This is a genomic window from Westiellopsis prolifica IICB1 (assembly GCF_004323185.1).
In the GTDB taxonomy this organism is placed as follows: Bacteria; Cyanobacteriota; Cyanobacteriia; order Cyanobacteriales; family Nostocaceae; genus Pelatocladus; species Pelatocladus prolificus_A.
Window position 1 is genome coordinate 3,360,351 of sequence record NZ_NAPS01000001.1, and the last position, 17,437, is coordinate 3,377,787.

A 17,437-nucleotide genomic window follows, 5' to 3' on the forward strand; every position below is an offset into this window, starting at 1 on the left:
ACAAGTACTCTCAGCCAGATGGGACGCAGAAATTGACGATGATCCCTCTGATCTGTTTTAGGATCGGGGATTGGGGATTCTCCAGAGGAGACGCTTGGGGATCGGGGATTGGGGATCGGGGATCGGGAATCGGGAATTAGGGATTGGGGATCGGGGACAACGGAGCAGGGAGCTCTTAGCAGGGAGTGTGAGGAGACAAGGAGGACAAGGAAGAATTTATTCCAATGCCCAATGCCCCATGCCCCATGCCCCATGCCCAATGCCCCATGCCCAATCCCCGATCCCTATTGAGCAATCCTAGCTAATCCTCTAGCAGTTACAGACCTTTGCAAAGTTGCTAGAGCGCGATTGTAAGACAAAATAGCGCTCACACTATTACCTTCCGCTCTTGTGAGGTCATTTTCAGCTGCGATCACATCTGTTTGAGTTCCCACACCTGCTTGGAATCGCAAACGCGCCAAACGCAAAGATTCTCTGGCTTGTTCTAAAGCAATATTTGCAGTTTGCACTTGGTCTAAATTGGATCTCAATTCTGAATAGGCTTGTTCAACCTGGAAGCGGATTTGATTGCGTGTATCGTTAAATTGAGTTTCAGCAATCCTAATATTAGCTTTTTGCTGGTCAGCTCTGGCTCTGGCTGCTCCTCCATCGAATAAATTTAGGCTGGCTTGCACGCCAACAGAATAACCATCAGTTACGCTAATACTGTCATCAAACTCATCTAACAAGTTATAACTAGCAACTAAGCTGATTTGTGGACCGAGTTCTGCAAGTGCTAAACGTCGTTGCTGTTCGTTAATGTTGCGTTGTGCTAACTGCTGTTGTAGTTCCGGGCGGTTTTGATAGGCGAGTACAATCGTATCTTCGAGTGGCAAATTCCACAGACCTGCCAATTTTACAGGATCTGCGGCACTGACGGTTAATGGATCTGGTACATTCAATGTACTTGCTAACTGACTGCGGCGAATTCTTTGCTGAGATAACGCTCCACTTAACTCTTGTTGAGAATTTGCTAAAGTTACCTGCGCTCTTAATACATCAAATTGAGTACCTACACCCGCTCTTTCTAAAGCTTGAGCATCGCGTAAAGTCACCTCAGCATTTCTCACAGAAGATTGAGCGATGCGGACATTTTCATCTGCTTCTTGCAAATCGTAGTAATTTGTGGCGACAGTCAGGCGAATTTCTTCAGCTTGACGCATAGTATCGAATTCTTCGAGGCGTACCTGCTCCTCAGCAGCGCCTATATTGGCTGAACGTCTACCTGAAGTAAAAATATTATAAATAAGTTGTGCTTGACCATTGAAAGATGTACTTGGTTCATCGACGTTGGATTGAGTGCGCTGTTGTGCTGGTAAACCCCGTTGTTGTCGTTCTTGGATTTCTGAAGAGAGTTGACTTTGAGCAGATTGGCTGCGGGTAATACTACTACTCAAGTCAAGGGTAGGAAATAAAGCTGCTTGAGCTTCCCGCAAGCTGGCTTTAGCCCGTTGTAATTCCAATAAAGAAATTTGTAGTTGTGTATTGTTGCGCTGTGCTAACTCTACAGCTTGTTCTAAGGTAATTGGCTGGTTTCCCTTTTGTCTAACTTCATCAGGTTTGGTAGGAAATAGTAAGGGATTGCTTTTGTCAGGATTGAGGTAATTAGGTGCAGGTGTTGTTGGTTTGGAAATCGGCGAAACGATGGGGACTTGGGGAGTTGTTTGTTGTTGTTGATTGTTGATGGTTGGTGCTGTTGGTGTCGGTGTCGGAGAAATTGCTTGTGATATGAGTTGCGGGGTGAAATTTTTTGGAGGACAACTAACTGTATCTTGTGAGCAATTCTCGCTCGCTAATAATTTTGCCGAACCTGAACCTCTAGCAATATTTTGTAAAAAAGCTGATGTTTGGATATTAGGGTTTTGCTTTGATGATACTTGTGTAGTTACATTGGATAATTCCTGGGGAGCGATCGCATCACTCGCATCACTCACCCCCACTGGTAATTTTTCTGGAGTTGATCTTCTGCTAATTATAACTTCACGCAATTTTTGCCCAACTTGAGACGGCGATGTGGGTTTGACAGAGTTTTTCTGTGATCCCGTTTTCATCTGGGCAGTAGTTTGGCGTGGATGCTGAGTGCCATACTCAAAGGGAGCCACTTGCATAATTTCAGGCTGCAAGTTGGCATCAAAAATCGCCGAAGCTAACTGATTGCTATCTACTGGCTGGGTTTGGTATTGGGCTGATGTCAACTTGAAAGTACTTTTGCGATCCTGAAAAGAAATTTCTCCTATTGGAACACCAATTGTTTTAGTAGCTATTTTCCCAATATCATCAGTCCTAAACCTCTGGATGTTAATTGTCTTAAAATCCGCTGGTTCTGATGGTTTGATTGTTGTTGGCAAATTAGTTGCAAAACTAATTTTTCCAACAGAAACTGGATTTTTTGTATTGTCTGCTACTAAGTTTCCACCCTTGTTTAGGGTAGAAATACTAGGGCTAACAACTTGTCGCGCCCAACTCGGTTGAGTTGTCAACACTGCTGCTGTTACACCAGGTAAGAAACTATAGAGTATTATCTGTCCTTTCACCGCATCCCCTCACACAACAATAAGGCGGCTTCATACCGTTTTTTCACACAGAATATAACACGAGGCTAACTAGAAGCATCATTACTGTCTTTGTCTTGAAAACTCTTGACTATTCGAGACAGTTCAGCTTTTTCATCGATACTAACGCGACTAGGCGCTCCGCTGACAATTCTTTCATAATTGCGGAAAGAATCTTTAATTTCTGGGCCATCCGCCGTGATATTGTATTCACGAATACCCTTATCATGCCAAGAGCCGCGCATTTTAAATACATTGATTGCTCGTGCCATTTCTCCACGAATTTCTACATACTGCAACATCAAAATTGTGTCGGTAATTGTGGAAATATGAGAATCGGTAATCGAATGCGAACCCATAAATTGGTCGGTTGTATTAGTAAAAAAACCTGTTATTTCTTCTTGTTTAGCGTACCCTGTGACACCAATAACAAATTGTCGGAATGCATTATTACTCACACCCCGCGCCAAGGCTGAAAGTGAATCAATAGCAATCCGAGCAGGTTTAAAATCAGCAATTTCTGACTTAATAATTTGTAGATGATCTTCTAAACCAGTTGATTCAGGATAGGTACAAATTATTTTCAGCAATCCTTGGCGTTCTAAATCCTCAAACTCGATTCCCCAAGATGACGCGTTACGCGAAAGTTGAGCGCGCGATTCTTCATAGGCAAACAATATTGCTCGTTCGCCGTTGTTGCAACCATTTTGCAAAAATTTGCTGACTAATAATGTCTTACCTGTGCCTGTAGCTCCTGTGGCTAAAATAATTGAATCTTTAAAGAAACCACCGCCACACATATCATCTAAGGTTTTTACCCCAGAAGATACACGTACATTGGAAGATCTTTGAGTTAAGCGCATGGCCCCAAGTGGGAAAATATTGACTCCTTCATTAGTAATTGTGAAAGGATATTCGCCTTTCATGTGTGTTGTACCACGCAGTTTCAAAATTTCCATGGTACGACGACGACGTTCGCCCTCCAAGACGTTGCGGACAATTACTACGTTATCGGAAACAAATTCTTCTACTCCAAAACAAGCGACTGGGCCATATTCCTCGGTGCGTTCTGTGGTAATGATGGTGGTAACATTCAGTAGTTTGAGTCGGGCTACCAAACGAAAAATTTCGCGCCGTACGACTCCAATCGCTTCGTATTGCTGAAATACAGCAGTAATAGAGTCGATCGCTACTCTTTTTGCTTTATATTTGCGGATGGCATACTGCAAGCGTTCGATCAATGCTGAAAGGTCAAAGTTACCAACAATATCTTGTCCTTCTGGGTCAGGAGAAGCATCCAAAATAAATAGCTTCCCATCATTGATTAAGCTTTGCAAATCCCAACCAAAAATATAGGCGTTTTTTATGATATCATAGGGCGATTCTTCAAAAGTGACGAATACTCCTGGCTCTTCCAAATAGCTAATACCGTTAAAAAGAAACTGGAGAGAAAATAAAGTTTTGCCAGTTCCAGAGGTACCGCTGACCAGAGTAGTTCTCCCTACAGGTAATCCACCATGACTAATGTCATCAAACCCCTCTATCATCGTACGAATTTTTTCTACACCACCAAATAAAGGTGTGTTGTTTTTCTCTGGTTGGTCGTTTTCTCTCATCTTTGTTTTATACTTAGCAAATGGGAATTCAACCCAGTTATTATATTAATAAAATGTTGAGACTTATGTTTTATCTATTTATATAGTCTATTCTGCTTGAAATTGTTCGTCTTCTATTAACTCTTCGTAAAGTAAGTCTAAACCAATCAATACTCTTTCTCGGTCTGAAAGATCACCAATAATTTTCCGAACCGGTGGAGGCAAGATTTTAGATAGTGTTGGTGTAGCTAATATTTTGTCTTCCTCCGCCAATTGCGGGTTTTTGAGTACATCTATGACCTTGAGAGTGTATACTCCTTTAAATTCTTGTTCTAATATATTTTTAAGTGTTCTGAGTGCCATGACTGAGTTGGCAGTATTCCCTGCAACGTACAACTTGAGAACATAAGTCTTTTTGATTTTATTCATAGTCAGCTACAGTCTGGGATAAAGAGTAAAGACGTGATCAAACAAGCTTAACAACACTATCAGGTGCTAGCCTATCGGTGGTAGCAAACCTCCCACTCAAAAACAAAAAGCTCAACTGACATTTTGCACCAGTTGCAATCAGTCGTAAAATCAATTTTCGCCTCAAAGCTTACACCCATTTTAATGGGTTAAAACCTTAGTCAGTCGGTTTTACCGACTTTAGCTTTCAGCCCAAATTTTAATTTCGGGCTAAGTGCAAGATATAAGTTAACTTTGCTATGACGTAGGCTTTTTGTCTTCTGCTTCCCTATACTAGTACAACGCCAGGAAAATAGAGATCCTATCCAACACTAACCCATCAACATAGAACATAAGTTATTTGTATTTTTAATTCTGTGTAGTATTACTAGTAGTCTACCAGCACTAACTTTCCATACACAAACATCCACAAGCCTGAAATCAATCTGCTTTATTTAGGAAGCGATCGCCGATAAAGTTCACATAAGTGAGCCAGAATATCAATTAACGTCAGACGATAGTCTAGTAATGTCTCCTCTCCTCGTCCTTCTAATCTCAGCTGCTTGGAAAATTCATCAATAAGTTCCATGTGAATTTCGATAATTTGCGGCACAGGGATATTAGCATAAAATGCTGCATTGATAAATTTATCAATTTTATCCTTCACTGTTTTGTCTGTGGTAAAGTAATTTATAAGAATTTGGCGGTATTCTGATTTAAGTTCCTGCAAGAATGCCTGTTGTTCGGCTTTTGTCATTTGCTGAAAAAAAATCTTCTGTTCTTGTTGCTGTCATTTGATAACATCTGAAAATTTCGATTTTATTTTTGTTTTTACCTTTGAATCAGATAAATTATTCGGGAAAAAATGAGATATTCAATGCTTATTTAGTAGCCGCGCGATCGCGAATTTTGATTATTTATATATCAATAGTTTTGGATATTCTCTCTTCAACTTTTTTGAGTAGATGACACTAACATTTAATTTATTAACTGAAATCTATAGAGAGAGCAAAACCAGATTAATCTTTGATATGATCATGGCACTACTAAGATATGTTTCAATAAAAATTACAGGGAACAAACAGCATAAATAATTTTGTATGTGTACCTCCTTGATTAACTAAACTCAGAACATTCATTCAATATGATTTGGTAGTTTGACTAACAATCTCACAGTCGCATCGGCTGCATGACTATTTTGTAAAGTTACCTAAAGTTTGATTCTTAACAAATTGTACAATCTTATTAACATCTGTTACAGATACTATTTCAAACAAGCACTTGACTTGTATTTTGAGGAGAATATTAACGCAGAGGAAAGTAGTCGTAAATGCTTGCTCTTAAACACTGTTCTCGGCAAATCAGACTGGCAAGGAAAAGATTTCATTCGATGCTAAATCAGCGGGGTTTTGCCTCTTGTTCTTCATATCTAACCAAATACAGATTTTCTAATTTTACTCCTTAGATAAAATACTTAAACTAAGTTAAACTATCGTCGCATCGTAAATCATTATAATTCCTAAAGGTTCTAAAGCGAATCTTTGGAGCCATAATTGTTTTAGGTATTGCTATCTAAAGAGGATTTTTGACAACAACAGCACAACTGGCAACAGAAAGCTACATTTTTAGTAGTAGTTATAACTGATACAAACTACCTAGTACCAAAAAGTAAATACGCTAAAAGCAGCTATGCTCACAAAAATAACGCCAAATCTCTTTGCTGTCAGGCAAAAAGCAAGGCCTCTAGGAAAAAGTTGTCTGAGTCTACTTTTTTCCCAGTCAGCTTTTCCTAGCAGCAAGGGTGAAATCACCAAAGCGTATTCAAAACCTCTATAGATAAATATACCTAGCCTTGCTAACTTTAGTCTAGGCTGGGTTAGTCTCAAATCTAAAAAAGGGTTTAAGTGTATGGAAGTGTGGGGTGTACATCAAATAAAACTGAAGTACTAGAGGTGTAATTATTTCTCCTACATATCCTCTTATACTCCGTCTACACACCCGATTTAAATCGACTAACTAACCGTGTTTCCTTATAACCCGCAATGGCAAAGTGAGGATATGGCTGGGAACGCGAACAGCGCCAGGTTAACTGCTTGGTGATGCTAGATGTTCCGCACCGACAGAACGATACCCGAAAGCTTATAAAGCTTATGTCAATGCTAAAGTACCCGCTCTTTGAATTCGTCTGTACTGTACCCGTTTGCTCAAAAACAGCAACTCTCAAAGTTGTATGGGAAATTTTTGAGACGCAGGAGTGCGATCGCTTGGTAGTTTTGAATGAGCAGCAAAACCCCGTTGGGATAATTTATTCTGCTCGTTTGCTACCAGAAATTTTGGCAGCAAATCAAGAAAATACCAATCAAGCAGATTCTTTCAACTTAGAGCAGGCATTGGCAAGTCGGGAATCAACCCTGATACAACCAATACAGACTTTAGCGTCTGATTGGGGGATCGAGGAATTTAGTCATTCATTGCGATCGCAACATATAAAAAATAATATTAACCGAGATTGGGCATTAATTGACCCTGAAGGCAAATTTTTGGGGTTAATTGATAGTCCGCGGTTGCTGCAATTTGTATTTCGGCAAAAAGCACAAACTCAACCGCCAATCGAAGATAGCACCAACAAAACAAAATCCCGTCGCCGCAAAGCACCCGTCGCCGCCAAGACTACAAAAGAAGCAAAACAGACAATACCCCCATCTCCACCATTACCTAATCATCCGTTGATCCAACTTTTGGAAAGATTACCTTGGCCTTTAATGCTGCAAACGAACACAGGCAAAATAGTCACCCAAAATCCAGCATGGTGGGAACAATTAGGAATTTTAAAAGATCCAGAAGGCATTAGACAACAAGTAGAAGCAATCCTCAACCCTGTAGTTGTCAAAAATCTCGAATACGCAACTCACAAACGGCTAGTCGATATCAGTATCAACAACAATGCTGAACACTATCAAAACCAGCCTATAGTTACTAAAACTCTGGTACGAGATGAGCATTTGTCCCCTAGCAGCGAAGTACTACTACCAATAGCTAAAACTACAACCGAAAATTCAATATTGTCAACACCATCAGAACCACCAACACAATTATCTTCTAATGTCAATCGCTGCTTTTTAGATAGCCAGCATGGAACTTGTACCTGTGTTGTGGAAGTAGAAAATGGTCAAGAACGAGTTTGGCAATTTGCCAAAATTCCTTTAGACAGTCCAGAATTGAAAGCCAAAAATCCTAGTTCCGACACAACGCTGAACTCAAACTTGTGGTTAATGTTAGCAACAGATGTCACAGAGCAGCAGCAACTTAGTAAAGAACTAGCAGCAAAAAACGCCGATTTGATGCAACTAAATCGGTTAAAAGACGAATTTTTAGCTTGCATTAGCCATGAGTTGAAAACTCCCCTCACAGCAGTTTTGGGATTATCAAGATTGTTAGTAGATCAGCAATTAGGACAACTCAACGAGCGACAAGCCCGTTATGCTGGACTAATTCATCAAAGTGGGCGGCATTTGATGAGTGTAGTCAATAATATTTTAGATTTGACCCGCATGGAAACAGGACAAATGGAGCTGATGTTGGCAATTGTGAATATTCGTACAGTGTGCGATCGCGCTGTCGATGAAGCAAAAGCTATCCATGCTCAAAGTCGCAAAACCACAGTTTCTTCCCATCCTCAACCTGGTGGAGAAGAACACAAATTCAATCTCTCCATACAACCAGGTCTAGAAGAAATTGTCGCCGATGAATTTCGCCTGCGTCAAATGTTAGTACACCTACTATCCAATGCTTTCAAATTTACCGAAACTGGAGGAGAAATTGGGCTGCGAGTTAGTCGCTGGGAAGGATGGATTACATTTACAGTGTGGGATACAGGTCTGGGGATTCCCGAACATCAACAACATCTCATCTTTCAAAAATTTCAACAATTAGAACATCCCCTTACCCGTCAGTTTGAAGGTACAGGACTGGGATTAGTCTTAACCAGGGCCCTTGCTCGTTTGCATGGTGGTGATCTGAGCTTTTTATCTCGCGAAGGTAAAGGTAGTCAGTTCACTTTGTTACTACCACCAAGTCCTCCAAAAGAAGTAGGAAGACTAGCAGAGGAGGAACTAGGGACACAGATCAATAGAAGATTAACAACTCACGAAATCGGGAGAAACATTTCACCCCAGCACTTCACCAACCCAAGTCAAGGGACACAACACAGATGGGGACAAACATCAACAACAACAACATCATCTCATCATTCCACTTCTTCCCAACAACTAGTATTAGTTGTAGAAGCTGTAGCCCGATATATTGAAGACTTTACCGAACAACTCACAGGTTTAGGTTATCGAGTCGTAATCGCGCGATCGGGATGTGAAGCTGTAGAAAAAGCCCGTCGTTTGCAACCAAAAGCTGTATTTCTCAATCCCTTACTACCTTTGCTTTCGGGTTGGGATGTCCTAACTTTAATCAAATCTGATCCTACAACTCGCCACATTCCTGTAATTGTGACAGCAACCGCAGCAGAAAAAGAGCAAGCATTTGCCAATCGTGCAGATGGTTTTTTGAGCTTACCTGTAGAACCTCAGTTCTTAGCACCATTATTGGAAAATCTGTATACAGTTTCCCAAAAAAAGCAGCAAAACAAAGAAACAAAATCTGTTGTCATTCATACGCCATTACGAATTCTCAGATTCGTCCATCCTGAAGGAGAAAATCTCGATTTATACCCCTTACTGCAACAACATCGAATTATAGAAGTAGATGATATTGAACAGGCAGAATTGCTAGCTAAAGTGTGGCAATTTGATGTCATTTTACTAGATCCAGAAGTACCAGCAGCAACAGCTTATTTGCAAAAACTAAGTCAGCTTCCTCGCTTGGCAAATTTACCTATAGTTACCTGTGATGTTCTAACCACACAGACAGCTTCTCAAATAGCTGGTTTGTCCGTGTTTCCTTGCTTAACGCGATCGCACACCAACAACAGCGATCAAAGCAAAAAAATAGATGCTTTATTGTCAGTGCTGCAAATAGCAGTGGGTATTTCCTGTCCTCCCAGTATATTAGTTGTGGAATTGGCTGCACTACCAGATTTGCCAGATGCAAAACGCAAGCATTCTACTAGCAAAAGTTTAGCAAAAGACTCTCAAATCAAAGATTTTCCCGATCAAGGCTTTAAACCTCTAACTATTTCTCGTGGTTCCGAGTGGTTCCAAGCATTAATTCAGTATCTACAGACAGCCGGACTCAAAGCAACCATTGGTAGATCTTGGGAAGAACTGCTACAACAACTCCGCCACAAAAGCATTGACTTATTACTAATTTGCTTAGAAGAATCCAGCCTCAAAAAAGAAGTATATTCAGCCCTGAAAACACTCGGAAAGTTACCTGTAAAATTACCACCGGTTTTAGTACTAGACCAGCAATTAAATCCTGATCTGACTCAAGAACAATCTCTAGAAAATGCTGTCGGTGCGATCGCAAACCAAGTTTTACCTCGGTCAATCTCCATGGAAGATTTGCTCAACCATATTCATCAAGCTTTATCAACGAGTGATTAGGGAACGGGGAAAGGGGAAAGGGGAAAGGGGAAAGGGGAAAGGGGAGAGAATTTTTAATGACTAATGACTAATGACTAATGACAATATTGCCGAAACTATGATCGGAGTTGATCTCAATTACTAAATCAACTAGGGTGGGAGATTCAATTAAGGGCTTAATGAATAATTCTGGATGGAGAGAACGCCAAAAATACTTGACAAATTGCTCAACTTCTGTGTCACTCATCCCTGATTTGCCAACAGCAATCATTTCCCTTTCTGCTTGCTTGCGCCACTCTAAAGAAAGTCGATAATCTTTGGGATGCAACACGATTAAGCCATCCAATCTTTCCCATAGTGGCAAATAATCATGCAAGTTACGATTCATATCACGGGCAAAAGCTTGATCTTCAGGGGTGATAATCGGAGGTGGTGGGTGATCAAATGCACTAGGATTAATAGGTCGCACACCTACAAACCAACCCTCAAATAATACAAAATCTGCATTTGTCACAAGTTCGGGAGTAGTTCGATCGCCAGCACCATTGTGTACTGATTTATCAAAGCGAGGAACCGACACTGGAAATTCACAATTGCGAACTTTATTTAATACAGTTAAGCCTAACTCAACATCATGGGTTCCAGGTGGACCGCGCCAAATCAAACGGGGATCATGCTGTTTGAGAATTTGGCGATCGCCATAGGTTTTGTATAAGTCATCCAAAGACAAACTCAGGGTCTGATATCCCAAATGTTGAAAAATCAAAGCCAAAACTCGACACAAAGTAGTTTTACCAGTCCCTTGTCCTCCCAAAATACCCTGAATCAACGGACGATTTAATTGCTGTCGGTGGGACACCAACTTTGTAGCCAAAGGTATCCACAAATTACATAACACCTCCGACACCATCTGAGGCTGCATCCGCAGATGAGTTTGGCAAAATTCAATTACATCAGGATATACAGATTTGTCAATAGTCATTGGTATTTATTCTCCCCCTTCCCCACACATCCCACACCCAGACGCGATGAATCGCGTCTCTACATTACTCCCCACACTTCCCAATTTTTAAATTGTTTATGAACCCAGCTTGAATGCTTCCAAAAATAAGCTGTAGGTGAGACCAATTTTTAGATAGTTGATTGCTTGCACCCAAAATACTTGGCGTGATAGGACACTGCGATTGTAAAATATTCTATTGGCAATTTCTGTTGCCAACACTAAACTTCCAGCGACTACAATATCCCATTCTGCTGTTTGTCCGGCTGTTGTTGCAACTGCACTTCCGAGAAAAAAACCTAATAAAAAACTGATAATTAATATAGATATGCGTCGCCAAGGGTTGAAAATCCATTGTTCTAACCGCCGAGCGATCGCATTGAATAAGTTGTTGAGACGAGTATTTTGCATGATTGATTATGGTGACATTGATCAAAATCTGATTAGATATTCCCATCTTGAAGATATTAGGTTTAGCATAAATTCATGTGGATAAGATTGAAGCTGTTTTGGGTTTAGGGTGAACACAAAAATTCATGGATTTTATCATGATTTTGAGCTGACCAGAAGAAATGAAGCGTCAAGGAAATTTTCCTAACTTCCTTCGGTATTGATGCTCATAATGACATAAAGTATACATCCAATACTGCTCGGATAAGACAAATCAATTGACATTTAAATCCCGTAGAGACGCGATATATCGCGTCTGGTATAACCCCAAAATTATGACGAAAAATCCTATTCCTTGCAGTATTGGTATACATCCTACCCTGAATTCTCAAAAAATTTGTAGTCGGCAATTCAATCAGTCACCAGTAATTTGTGATCAGTGAGGTGCTTGCATGTTCACTGAATCACTGGCAATACGGTTCGGTTAAGAATTTTTCGTCATGATTTGGGCATGTAGAGACGTGCCATGGCACGTCTCTACAGGGTTTAGATACCAATCGATTTGTCTTATCCGAACCGTATTGGAATCACTGGTCAATGTTGATATTAGGTTACTATTTGAACGATCAAAAAAATACTTATTTGTAATATCTATAAGAATATGAAATCGCTAATCTACCGTCATGCTGTTCTTGCAGCTGCTTGCTTGGGATTGCTTTTGTTACCTGTAGGGTGCTATGAACTTAAAGTATCCATTGAAGAAGAGCAATCTTCTGAATCTCAATCAAACACTAACTCAGAAAGTGCGATCGCTTCTACTTTGGATACTTCTGTAGCGATACCTCAAAAAAAATCCTTATTTGCATATCATCAAGGCTCAACAGTCAAAGCAGCAGGTCAGGGAAGTTTACGAATGAGTAATCAAACCGAACAACCTGTGCGCCTTGCTTTACTAGCACGCAAAGCAGGAGTTAAAAGTAATTCTAAAGAAAATTATGCAGTCCCAGCACATTGGGATTTTGCCCCAGGGGAAGGTAGTGAAAAAGGTTTAATCTTATCCCTACCTAACAATAAAATCAAAATCGAAAAAGGAGATGTTTTAGTCGCCTTTGCACAGGATGGTTCCCGTCGCTACTGGGGACCTTACGTAGTTGGCGAAACTCCCTCCCCCGTCTGGAACCCGCAAAAGCAAGAATGGGAATTAATTCTTAGTCAATAGTCAATAGTCATTGATCAAGGGTCATTGGTACAGACGCGATGAATCGCGTCTGTACAATGGTTATTGGTTATTTTCTCTTGTCCTTTTTGTCCCCTCATTTAATATTTGTTTTGAGAACAAAGAGCAAAAAATCACGTCAAACGACTATTGACTATTGACTAGTGACCCTTGACTTTTGACCCTTGACCATTGACCATTGACCCTTGACCCTAGCCCTTTCAAGGTGACTCATAAAATCTCTTTTTTCCTCTCTGCGCTCTCTGCGTTCTCTGCGGTTTAAAAGTTATTTATTTAACCGCAGAGGCACAGAGAACACAGAGATAAGAGCTTACAGAGGAGTTGATTGTTGAGAATTTTGCTCCACCTTGAAAGGGCTAACCCTTGACCCTTGACCCTTGACCCTTGACCCTTGACTAGTGACCCTTGACCATTGACCATTGACTATTGACTATTGACTCTTGACTTTTGACTAAATGACAATTCGCACTTTTGACCAGTTGTTTAATAGGATTAGCAAACGTCCAGCCTTGGCGATCGCACTGTCAACTTTGTGGTTGATTTTGGTTGGTGGGATCGCATTTTTTTGGCATTTGGGTAGTATTGGGCTAATAGATGAAACCGAGCCTTTGTTTGCTGAAGCTTCTCGGCAAATGTATGTAACAGGCGATTGGATCACACCATTTTTTAACGGTAAAACTCGCTTTGATAAGCCTGCTTTGATTTACTGGTGTCAGGCGATCGCATACAACATTTTCGGTGTAAATGAGTGGTCGGTGCGTCTACCAAGTGCGATCGCGGCAATGAGTGTAATTGCCCTAGCATTCTACACTGTACAATGGCAACTTGCAAAACAAGATGCCTTAGAACAAGTTTTTCGTCCTTCCAGACGCTGGTTAACAGCAGGTTTAGTAGCAGCTGTAATGGCACTCAATGCCGAAATGATTGTCTGGGGAAGAACTGGTGTCTCAGATATGTTGCTGACTGGCTGTATTGGATCGGCTTTGTTGTGCTTTTTTATGGGATACGCAAGTCAGGAGGGATCGGGGATCGGGGATCGGGGATCGGGGATCGGGGACAGGGGACAGGGGGGACAGGGGGGACAGGGGAGACAAGGGGGACAGGGGGGACAGGGGGGACAAGGGGGAATTTCTCTTTCCCAATCCCCAATCCCCAATAATTGGTATTTGGCTTGTTACGTACCTGTCTCTTATACACATCTAGATGTGTATAAGAGACAGGAATTTCTCTTTCCCAATCCCCAATCCCCAATAATTGGTATTTGGCTTGTTACGTACTCATTGCTGGTGCAATTTTGACTAAAGGCCCTGTGGGTATTGTTTTACCTGGGTTGATTATTGGTGTATTTTTGCTTTATTTGGGCAAATTGCGAGAGGTTGCGCGGGAAATGCGCCTCTTAGTAGGTATGCTAATTATCTTGGGTTTATCAGTGCCTTGGTATGTCCTAGTAATTTGGCGCAATGGCTGGAATTACATTAACTCCTTTTTTGGCTACCACAATATTGAACGCTTTACAGAAGTAGTCAATGGTCATAGAGCTCCTTGGTACTTTTATTTTTTGGTAGTATTACTGGGTTTCGCTCCTTACTCGGTATACTTGCCCCTATCAATGGCAAGGCTAAAATTTTGGCAGCGTCAGTATTGGCGTTCTCAAGAGCGATCGCAACAACTTGGTATTTTTGCCTTTTTCTGGTTTGTGAGCATCTTCGGCTTTTTTACCATTGCTGTCACCAAACTTCCTAGCTATGTTTTACCCTTAATGCCAGCAGCAGCAATTCTAGTGGGACTTTTGTGGAGCGATTTCTTCCAATCCCACACCCCCAGACGCGATGAATCGCGTCTCTACATTACTTCCCACACTCCCCCCACCCCTCTCTCTCCCTCCTCCCTGCTTTGGAGTGGCTGGATCAATGTAGTGTTTGTATCAGCGATCGCAGTAGCGCTGTTTTACGTACCCCGACTAATAGGTGCTGATCCGGCTGCACCCGAATTTCGCCAACTGCTGCAACAATCAGGTTTAACAACTTTGGGAAGTGTGATCTGGTTAGTTTGTGCTGTGATATTGGCTGTGATCATACTGCGTCGTCGTTGGCGTCTATTGATTGGCGTAAATTTATTGGGGTTTGCGCTGTCTTTACTTTTTGTCCTGACTCCAGCTTTATTTTTAATAGACCAACAGCGTCAGTTACCTTTGAGAGAATTAGCAGCGATCGCAGTCCAAGCGGAAAAACCAGGTGAAGAATTAGTCATGGTTGGCTTCCAAAAACCCACCGTTGTTTTTTACAGTCAACGCCCTGTAAATTACATCAAAATGAGTGCAGCCGCAGGAGATTATGTCAGAACTCAGGCTGTAAATAAAACACAATCTGACTCAATTTTAGTTTTAGCTCAACCGAAAAAGTTTCCCGAAATGGGTTTGCAACAAGATAGTTATCAAAGTTTAGGAAAAAGTGGTGCTTATCAATTAATTAGAGTGCCTTTAAATAGGTAAATTGTTAGTTGCGATCGCGTAGCGCCCACTTTGCAGGATCGCTTTGACGTCAATACGGTTCAGTTAAGGATTTTTAGTGCAAAAATTTGACCTGTAGAGACGCGCTGTTTGAAGCGTCTCTACAAGAGATTGTGGTCTTATCTGAACCGTATTGGCTTTGACGTTGGTGGTGAATATCGGCTCATACCTATCAGATCCCCGACTTTTTTAAAAAGTCGGGGATCTTTCCCTTTTATCAGTTATCAGTTATCAGTTATCAGTTATCAGTAAAGAGTAGTGTATTTATTCTTGGGTTTATGATCACTGATAACTGTTCACTGTTCACTGATTTAATAAGCCTCTTGTGGGTGTTTGACAAAGAATCGGTTGTGGCATCATATTAATAAGACCTTACTGAATATAGTTGGGTGGGAGAGGCGTTGTCTACTTGGTCGTGGGAACGCCTCTCTTATTTGTATATTAATACGAATAATTCTTATTTGCAATACCTTTTTAGATATTATTTCATAATATTATATATTTATCATAGCGTTGTGTATACTGAATGTGTCGCGGGAGCAGAGACGCGAAATCACCTTGTGGGATCTTGCTACGCATTTCTACTTGACAAATAAAAGCAGCAAATCATACCCTAATTGAAGTGTGTTGAGTTTCATCGACACCAGTCACCCGAACCTTGAAAACCGCATAAATTCGTTGAGTGGTGTCGATGCTTTATGCAGCAACGTTTCCAGGCTGCAAAATCGATGATTTTTTGAGGATTTTTTGTTCAAATCTAGAGTGGTGTCGATCAGGGGGTCTAGAACCCTCTCTGTGTAAGCGTTCTAGATGTGAACTCTTTACAATCACATCGCCCCGAAAGGGGATGGAAACTTGGTACCAGCCAAATTGAGACAAGTAGTGTTGTCTCTTTACAATCACATCGCCCCGAAAGGGGATGGAAACTTGGGTCGAATTCCCAGCTTGAAGCCGAGCTGTCGCCTTTACAATCACATCGCCCCGAAAGGGGATGGAAACGGTCCCATATGTTGACGAAACCAATTTCTATTAGCTTTACAATCGCATCGCCCCGAAAGGGGATGGAAACGTTAAACGCGGTCTGTTATGCGCGGTCACGATGCACTTTACGATCGCATCACCCCGAAAAGGGATAGGTGCGATTATCAGTTGCTCATGTCGTAGATTACCTTCACCCCCTCACGGGGATTAAAATTCTTCATCTACCTGGCTTTTTAAAAGTTTATTCAACCAAGAACCGCGATAAATTTAATCATTGATTTGCGATCGCGTAGCGCCTACTTTGCACCATCGCTTTGACGTTTGTGACGAATGTCGTTTCATTCATAAAGAACGTCGCGACGTTAGCCACAAACGTCGTGATGTTCTTTATGGATGTCGCGACGTTACCCACAAACGTCGCGATGTTACCCACAAACGTCGCGATGTTACCCACAAACGTCGCGATGTTACCCACAAACGTCGCGATGTTACCCACAAACGTCACGACGTTACCCACAAACGTCGCGATGTTACCCACAAACGTCGCGATTTTCTGCATGGTCAACGCTCGCTGGTAATTGCAGGTTCATTTACCATTGAGATCGCCATATCTATCATTTGCTGTTGGGACACATCTCTGGTTGAACCACCTCCCAATCCTAATACATATTCCAGTCCATCTTGCTTCCAAAAAACGTATTGGCTGATGTTATTTCCTTGTCCTCTGGTGATATAAAAACCACTAATGTTATTCCCCAAGTCTACAGGAGTGATACTATCTCCTTTGGGAGGCCAAACTTTAGAAGTTCCCTCTGGAGTGAAGACACCAAATCCTCCAGCAGTACAACCAGAAGGATTATTTGAAGCAGAACAATCTGGTGTATTTGCGAGGCGAACTTCAAAGACTTTACTATCAGAAACAATGTAGGAATAAAGCTTGACCTTGGAGGTTGCGGGAGGGAGAGACGAAGGTAAACGCATTTTCAATCCTTTTGGTAACTGAGTGCGAATATTATCAATTAAAGGTCTAAACACAGATGCAGGTTCAGCTCCAGATTTAGAAGAAATGGCTAAACCAGTGACAAGAATTGATAGCCCGACCAAATAATTTAAAATCATCTTGCGCTTCATTTGGTTTTTCCTCACAAACGAT

The 17,437-nt window shown here is 41.3% G+C and carries 10 protein-coding genes and 1 pseudogene; 3 read left to right on the plus strand and 8 right to left on the minus strand.

From position 1 onward, the window contains the following. Nucleotides 1–284: 284 nt before the first annotated feature. From B4U84_RS13750 to B4U84_RS13765, 4 genes are all read right to left on the minus strand, one after another. On the minus strand, nucleotides 285–2,573 hold the full coding sequence (locus tag B4U84_RS13750) for a TolC family protein (RefSeq protein ID WP_131118515.1): 2,289 nt from the start codon (nucleotides 2,571–2,573) through the stop codon (nucleotides 285–287). A gap of 65 nt (nucleotides 2,574–2,638) precedes the next feature. Further along, complete coding sequence (gene kaiC, locus B4U84_RS13755; RefSeq protein ID WP_017312743.1) at nucleotides 2,639–4,207, minus strand: circadian clock protein KaiC; 1,569 nt, start codon at nucleotides 4,205–4,207, stop codon at nucleotides 2,639–2,641. An 87-nt stretch (nucleotides 4,208–4,294) separates the two neighbouring features. Beyond that, complete coding sequence (gene kaiB, locus B4U84_RS13760; protein WP_017312742.1) at nucleotides 4,295–4,615, minus strand: circadian clock protein KaiB; 321 nt, start codon at nucleotides 4,613–4,615, stop codon at nucleotides 4,295–4,297. A gap of 469 nt (nucleotides 4,616–5,084) precedes the next feature. Further along, nucleotides 5,085–5,405, minus strand: a complete 321-nt coding sequence (locus B4U84_RS13765) for a circadian clock protein KaiA (protein ID WP_269208982.1) — start codon at nucleotides 5,403–5,405, stop codon at nucleotides 5,085–5,087. A gap of 1,384 nt (nucleotides 5,406–6,789) precedes the next feature. On the opposite strand from B4U84_RS13765, the gene B4U84_RS13770 reads away from it, so the two are divergent. After that, a complete protein-coding gene (locus tag B4U84_RS13770) occupies nucleotides 6,790–10,188 on the plus strand; it encodes an ATP-binding response regulator (protein ID WP_131118517.1) in 3,399 nt (1,132 codons plus the stop codon). A gap of 67 nt (nucleotides 10,189–10,255) precedes the next feature. On the opposite strand, the gene B4U84_RS13775 is transcribed toward B4U84_RS13770, so the two are convergent. Further along, the gene (locus tag B4U84_RS13775; protein ID WP_131118519.1) at nucleotides 10,256–11,149 is read right to left on the minus strand and encodes a glycerate kinase; all 894 of its coding nucleotides are present in this window, start codon (nucleotides 11,147–11,149) and stop codon (nucleotides 10,256–10,258) included. A 96-nt stretch (nucleotides 11,150–11,245) separates the two neighbouring features. Then, a complete protein-coding gene (locus B4U84_RS13780; RefSeq protein WP_131118520.1) occupies nucleotides 11,246–11,578 on the minus strand; it encodes a DUF565 domain-containing protein in 333 nt (110 codons plus the stop codon). A gap of 640 nt (nucleotides 11,579–12,218) precedes the next feature. Here B4U84_RS13780 and B4U84_RS13785 point away from each other — a divergent pair. Together B4U84_RS13785 and B4U84_RS13795 are read left to right on the plus strand one after the other, a co-directional pair. After that, entirely contained in the window at nucleotides 12,219–12,776 is a 558-nt protein-coding gene (locus B4U84_RS13785) for a hypothetical protein (RefSeq protein ID WP_017312736.1), read from the plus strand. 473 nt (nucleotides 12,777–13,249) lie between these two features. After that, a pseudogene (locus B4U84_RS13795) lies at nucleotides 13,250–15,285 on the plus strand (ArnT family glycosyltransferase). A 1,270-nt stretch (nucleotides 15,286–16,555) separates the two neighbouring features. Here the strand turns inward: B4U84_RS13795 and B4U84_RS13805 are convergent. Both B4U84_RS13805 and B4U84_RS13810 read right to left on the minus strand, forming a co-directional pair. After that, nucleotides 16,556–16,843 carry a hypothetical protein gene (locus B4U84_RS13805; protein WP_131118524.1) on the minus strand — a complete coding sequence of 96 codons (288 nt, stop codon included), beginning with the start codon at nucleotides 16,841–16,843 and terminating at the stop codon, nucleotides 16,556–16,558. Between the two features lie 2 nt (nucleotides 16,844–16,845). After that, nucleotides 16,846–17,415: a hypothetical protein gene (locus B4U84_RS13810; protein ID WP_131118526.1), complete on the minus strand. Its 570-nt coding sequence runs from the start codon at nucleotides 17,413–17,415 to the stop codon at nucleotides 16,846–16,848. Nucleotides 17,416–17,437 lie beyond the last annotated feature (22 nt).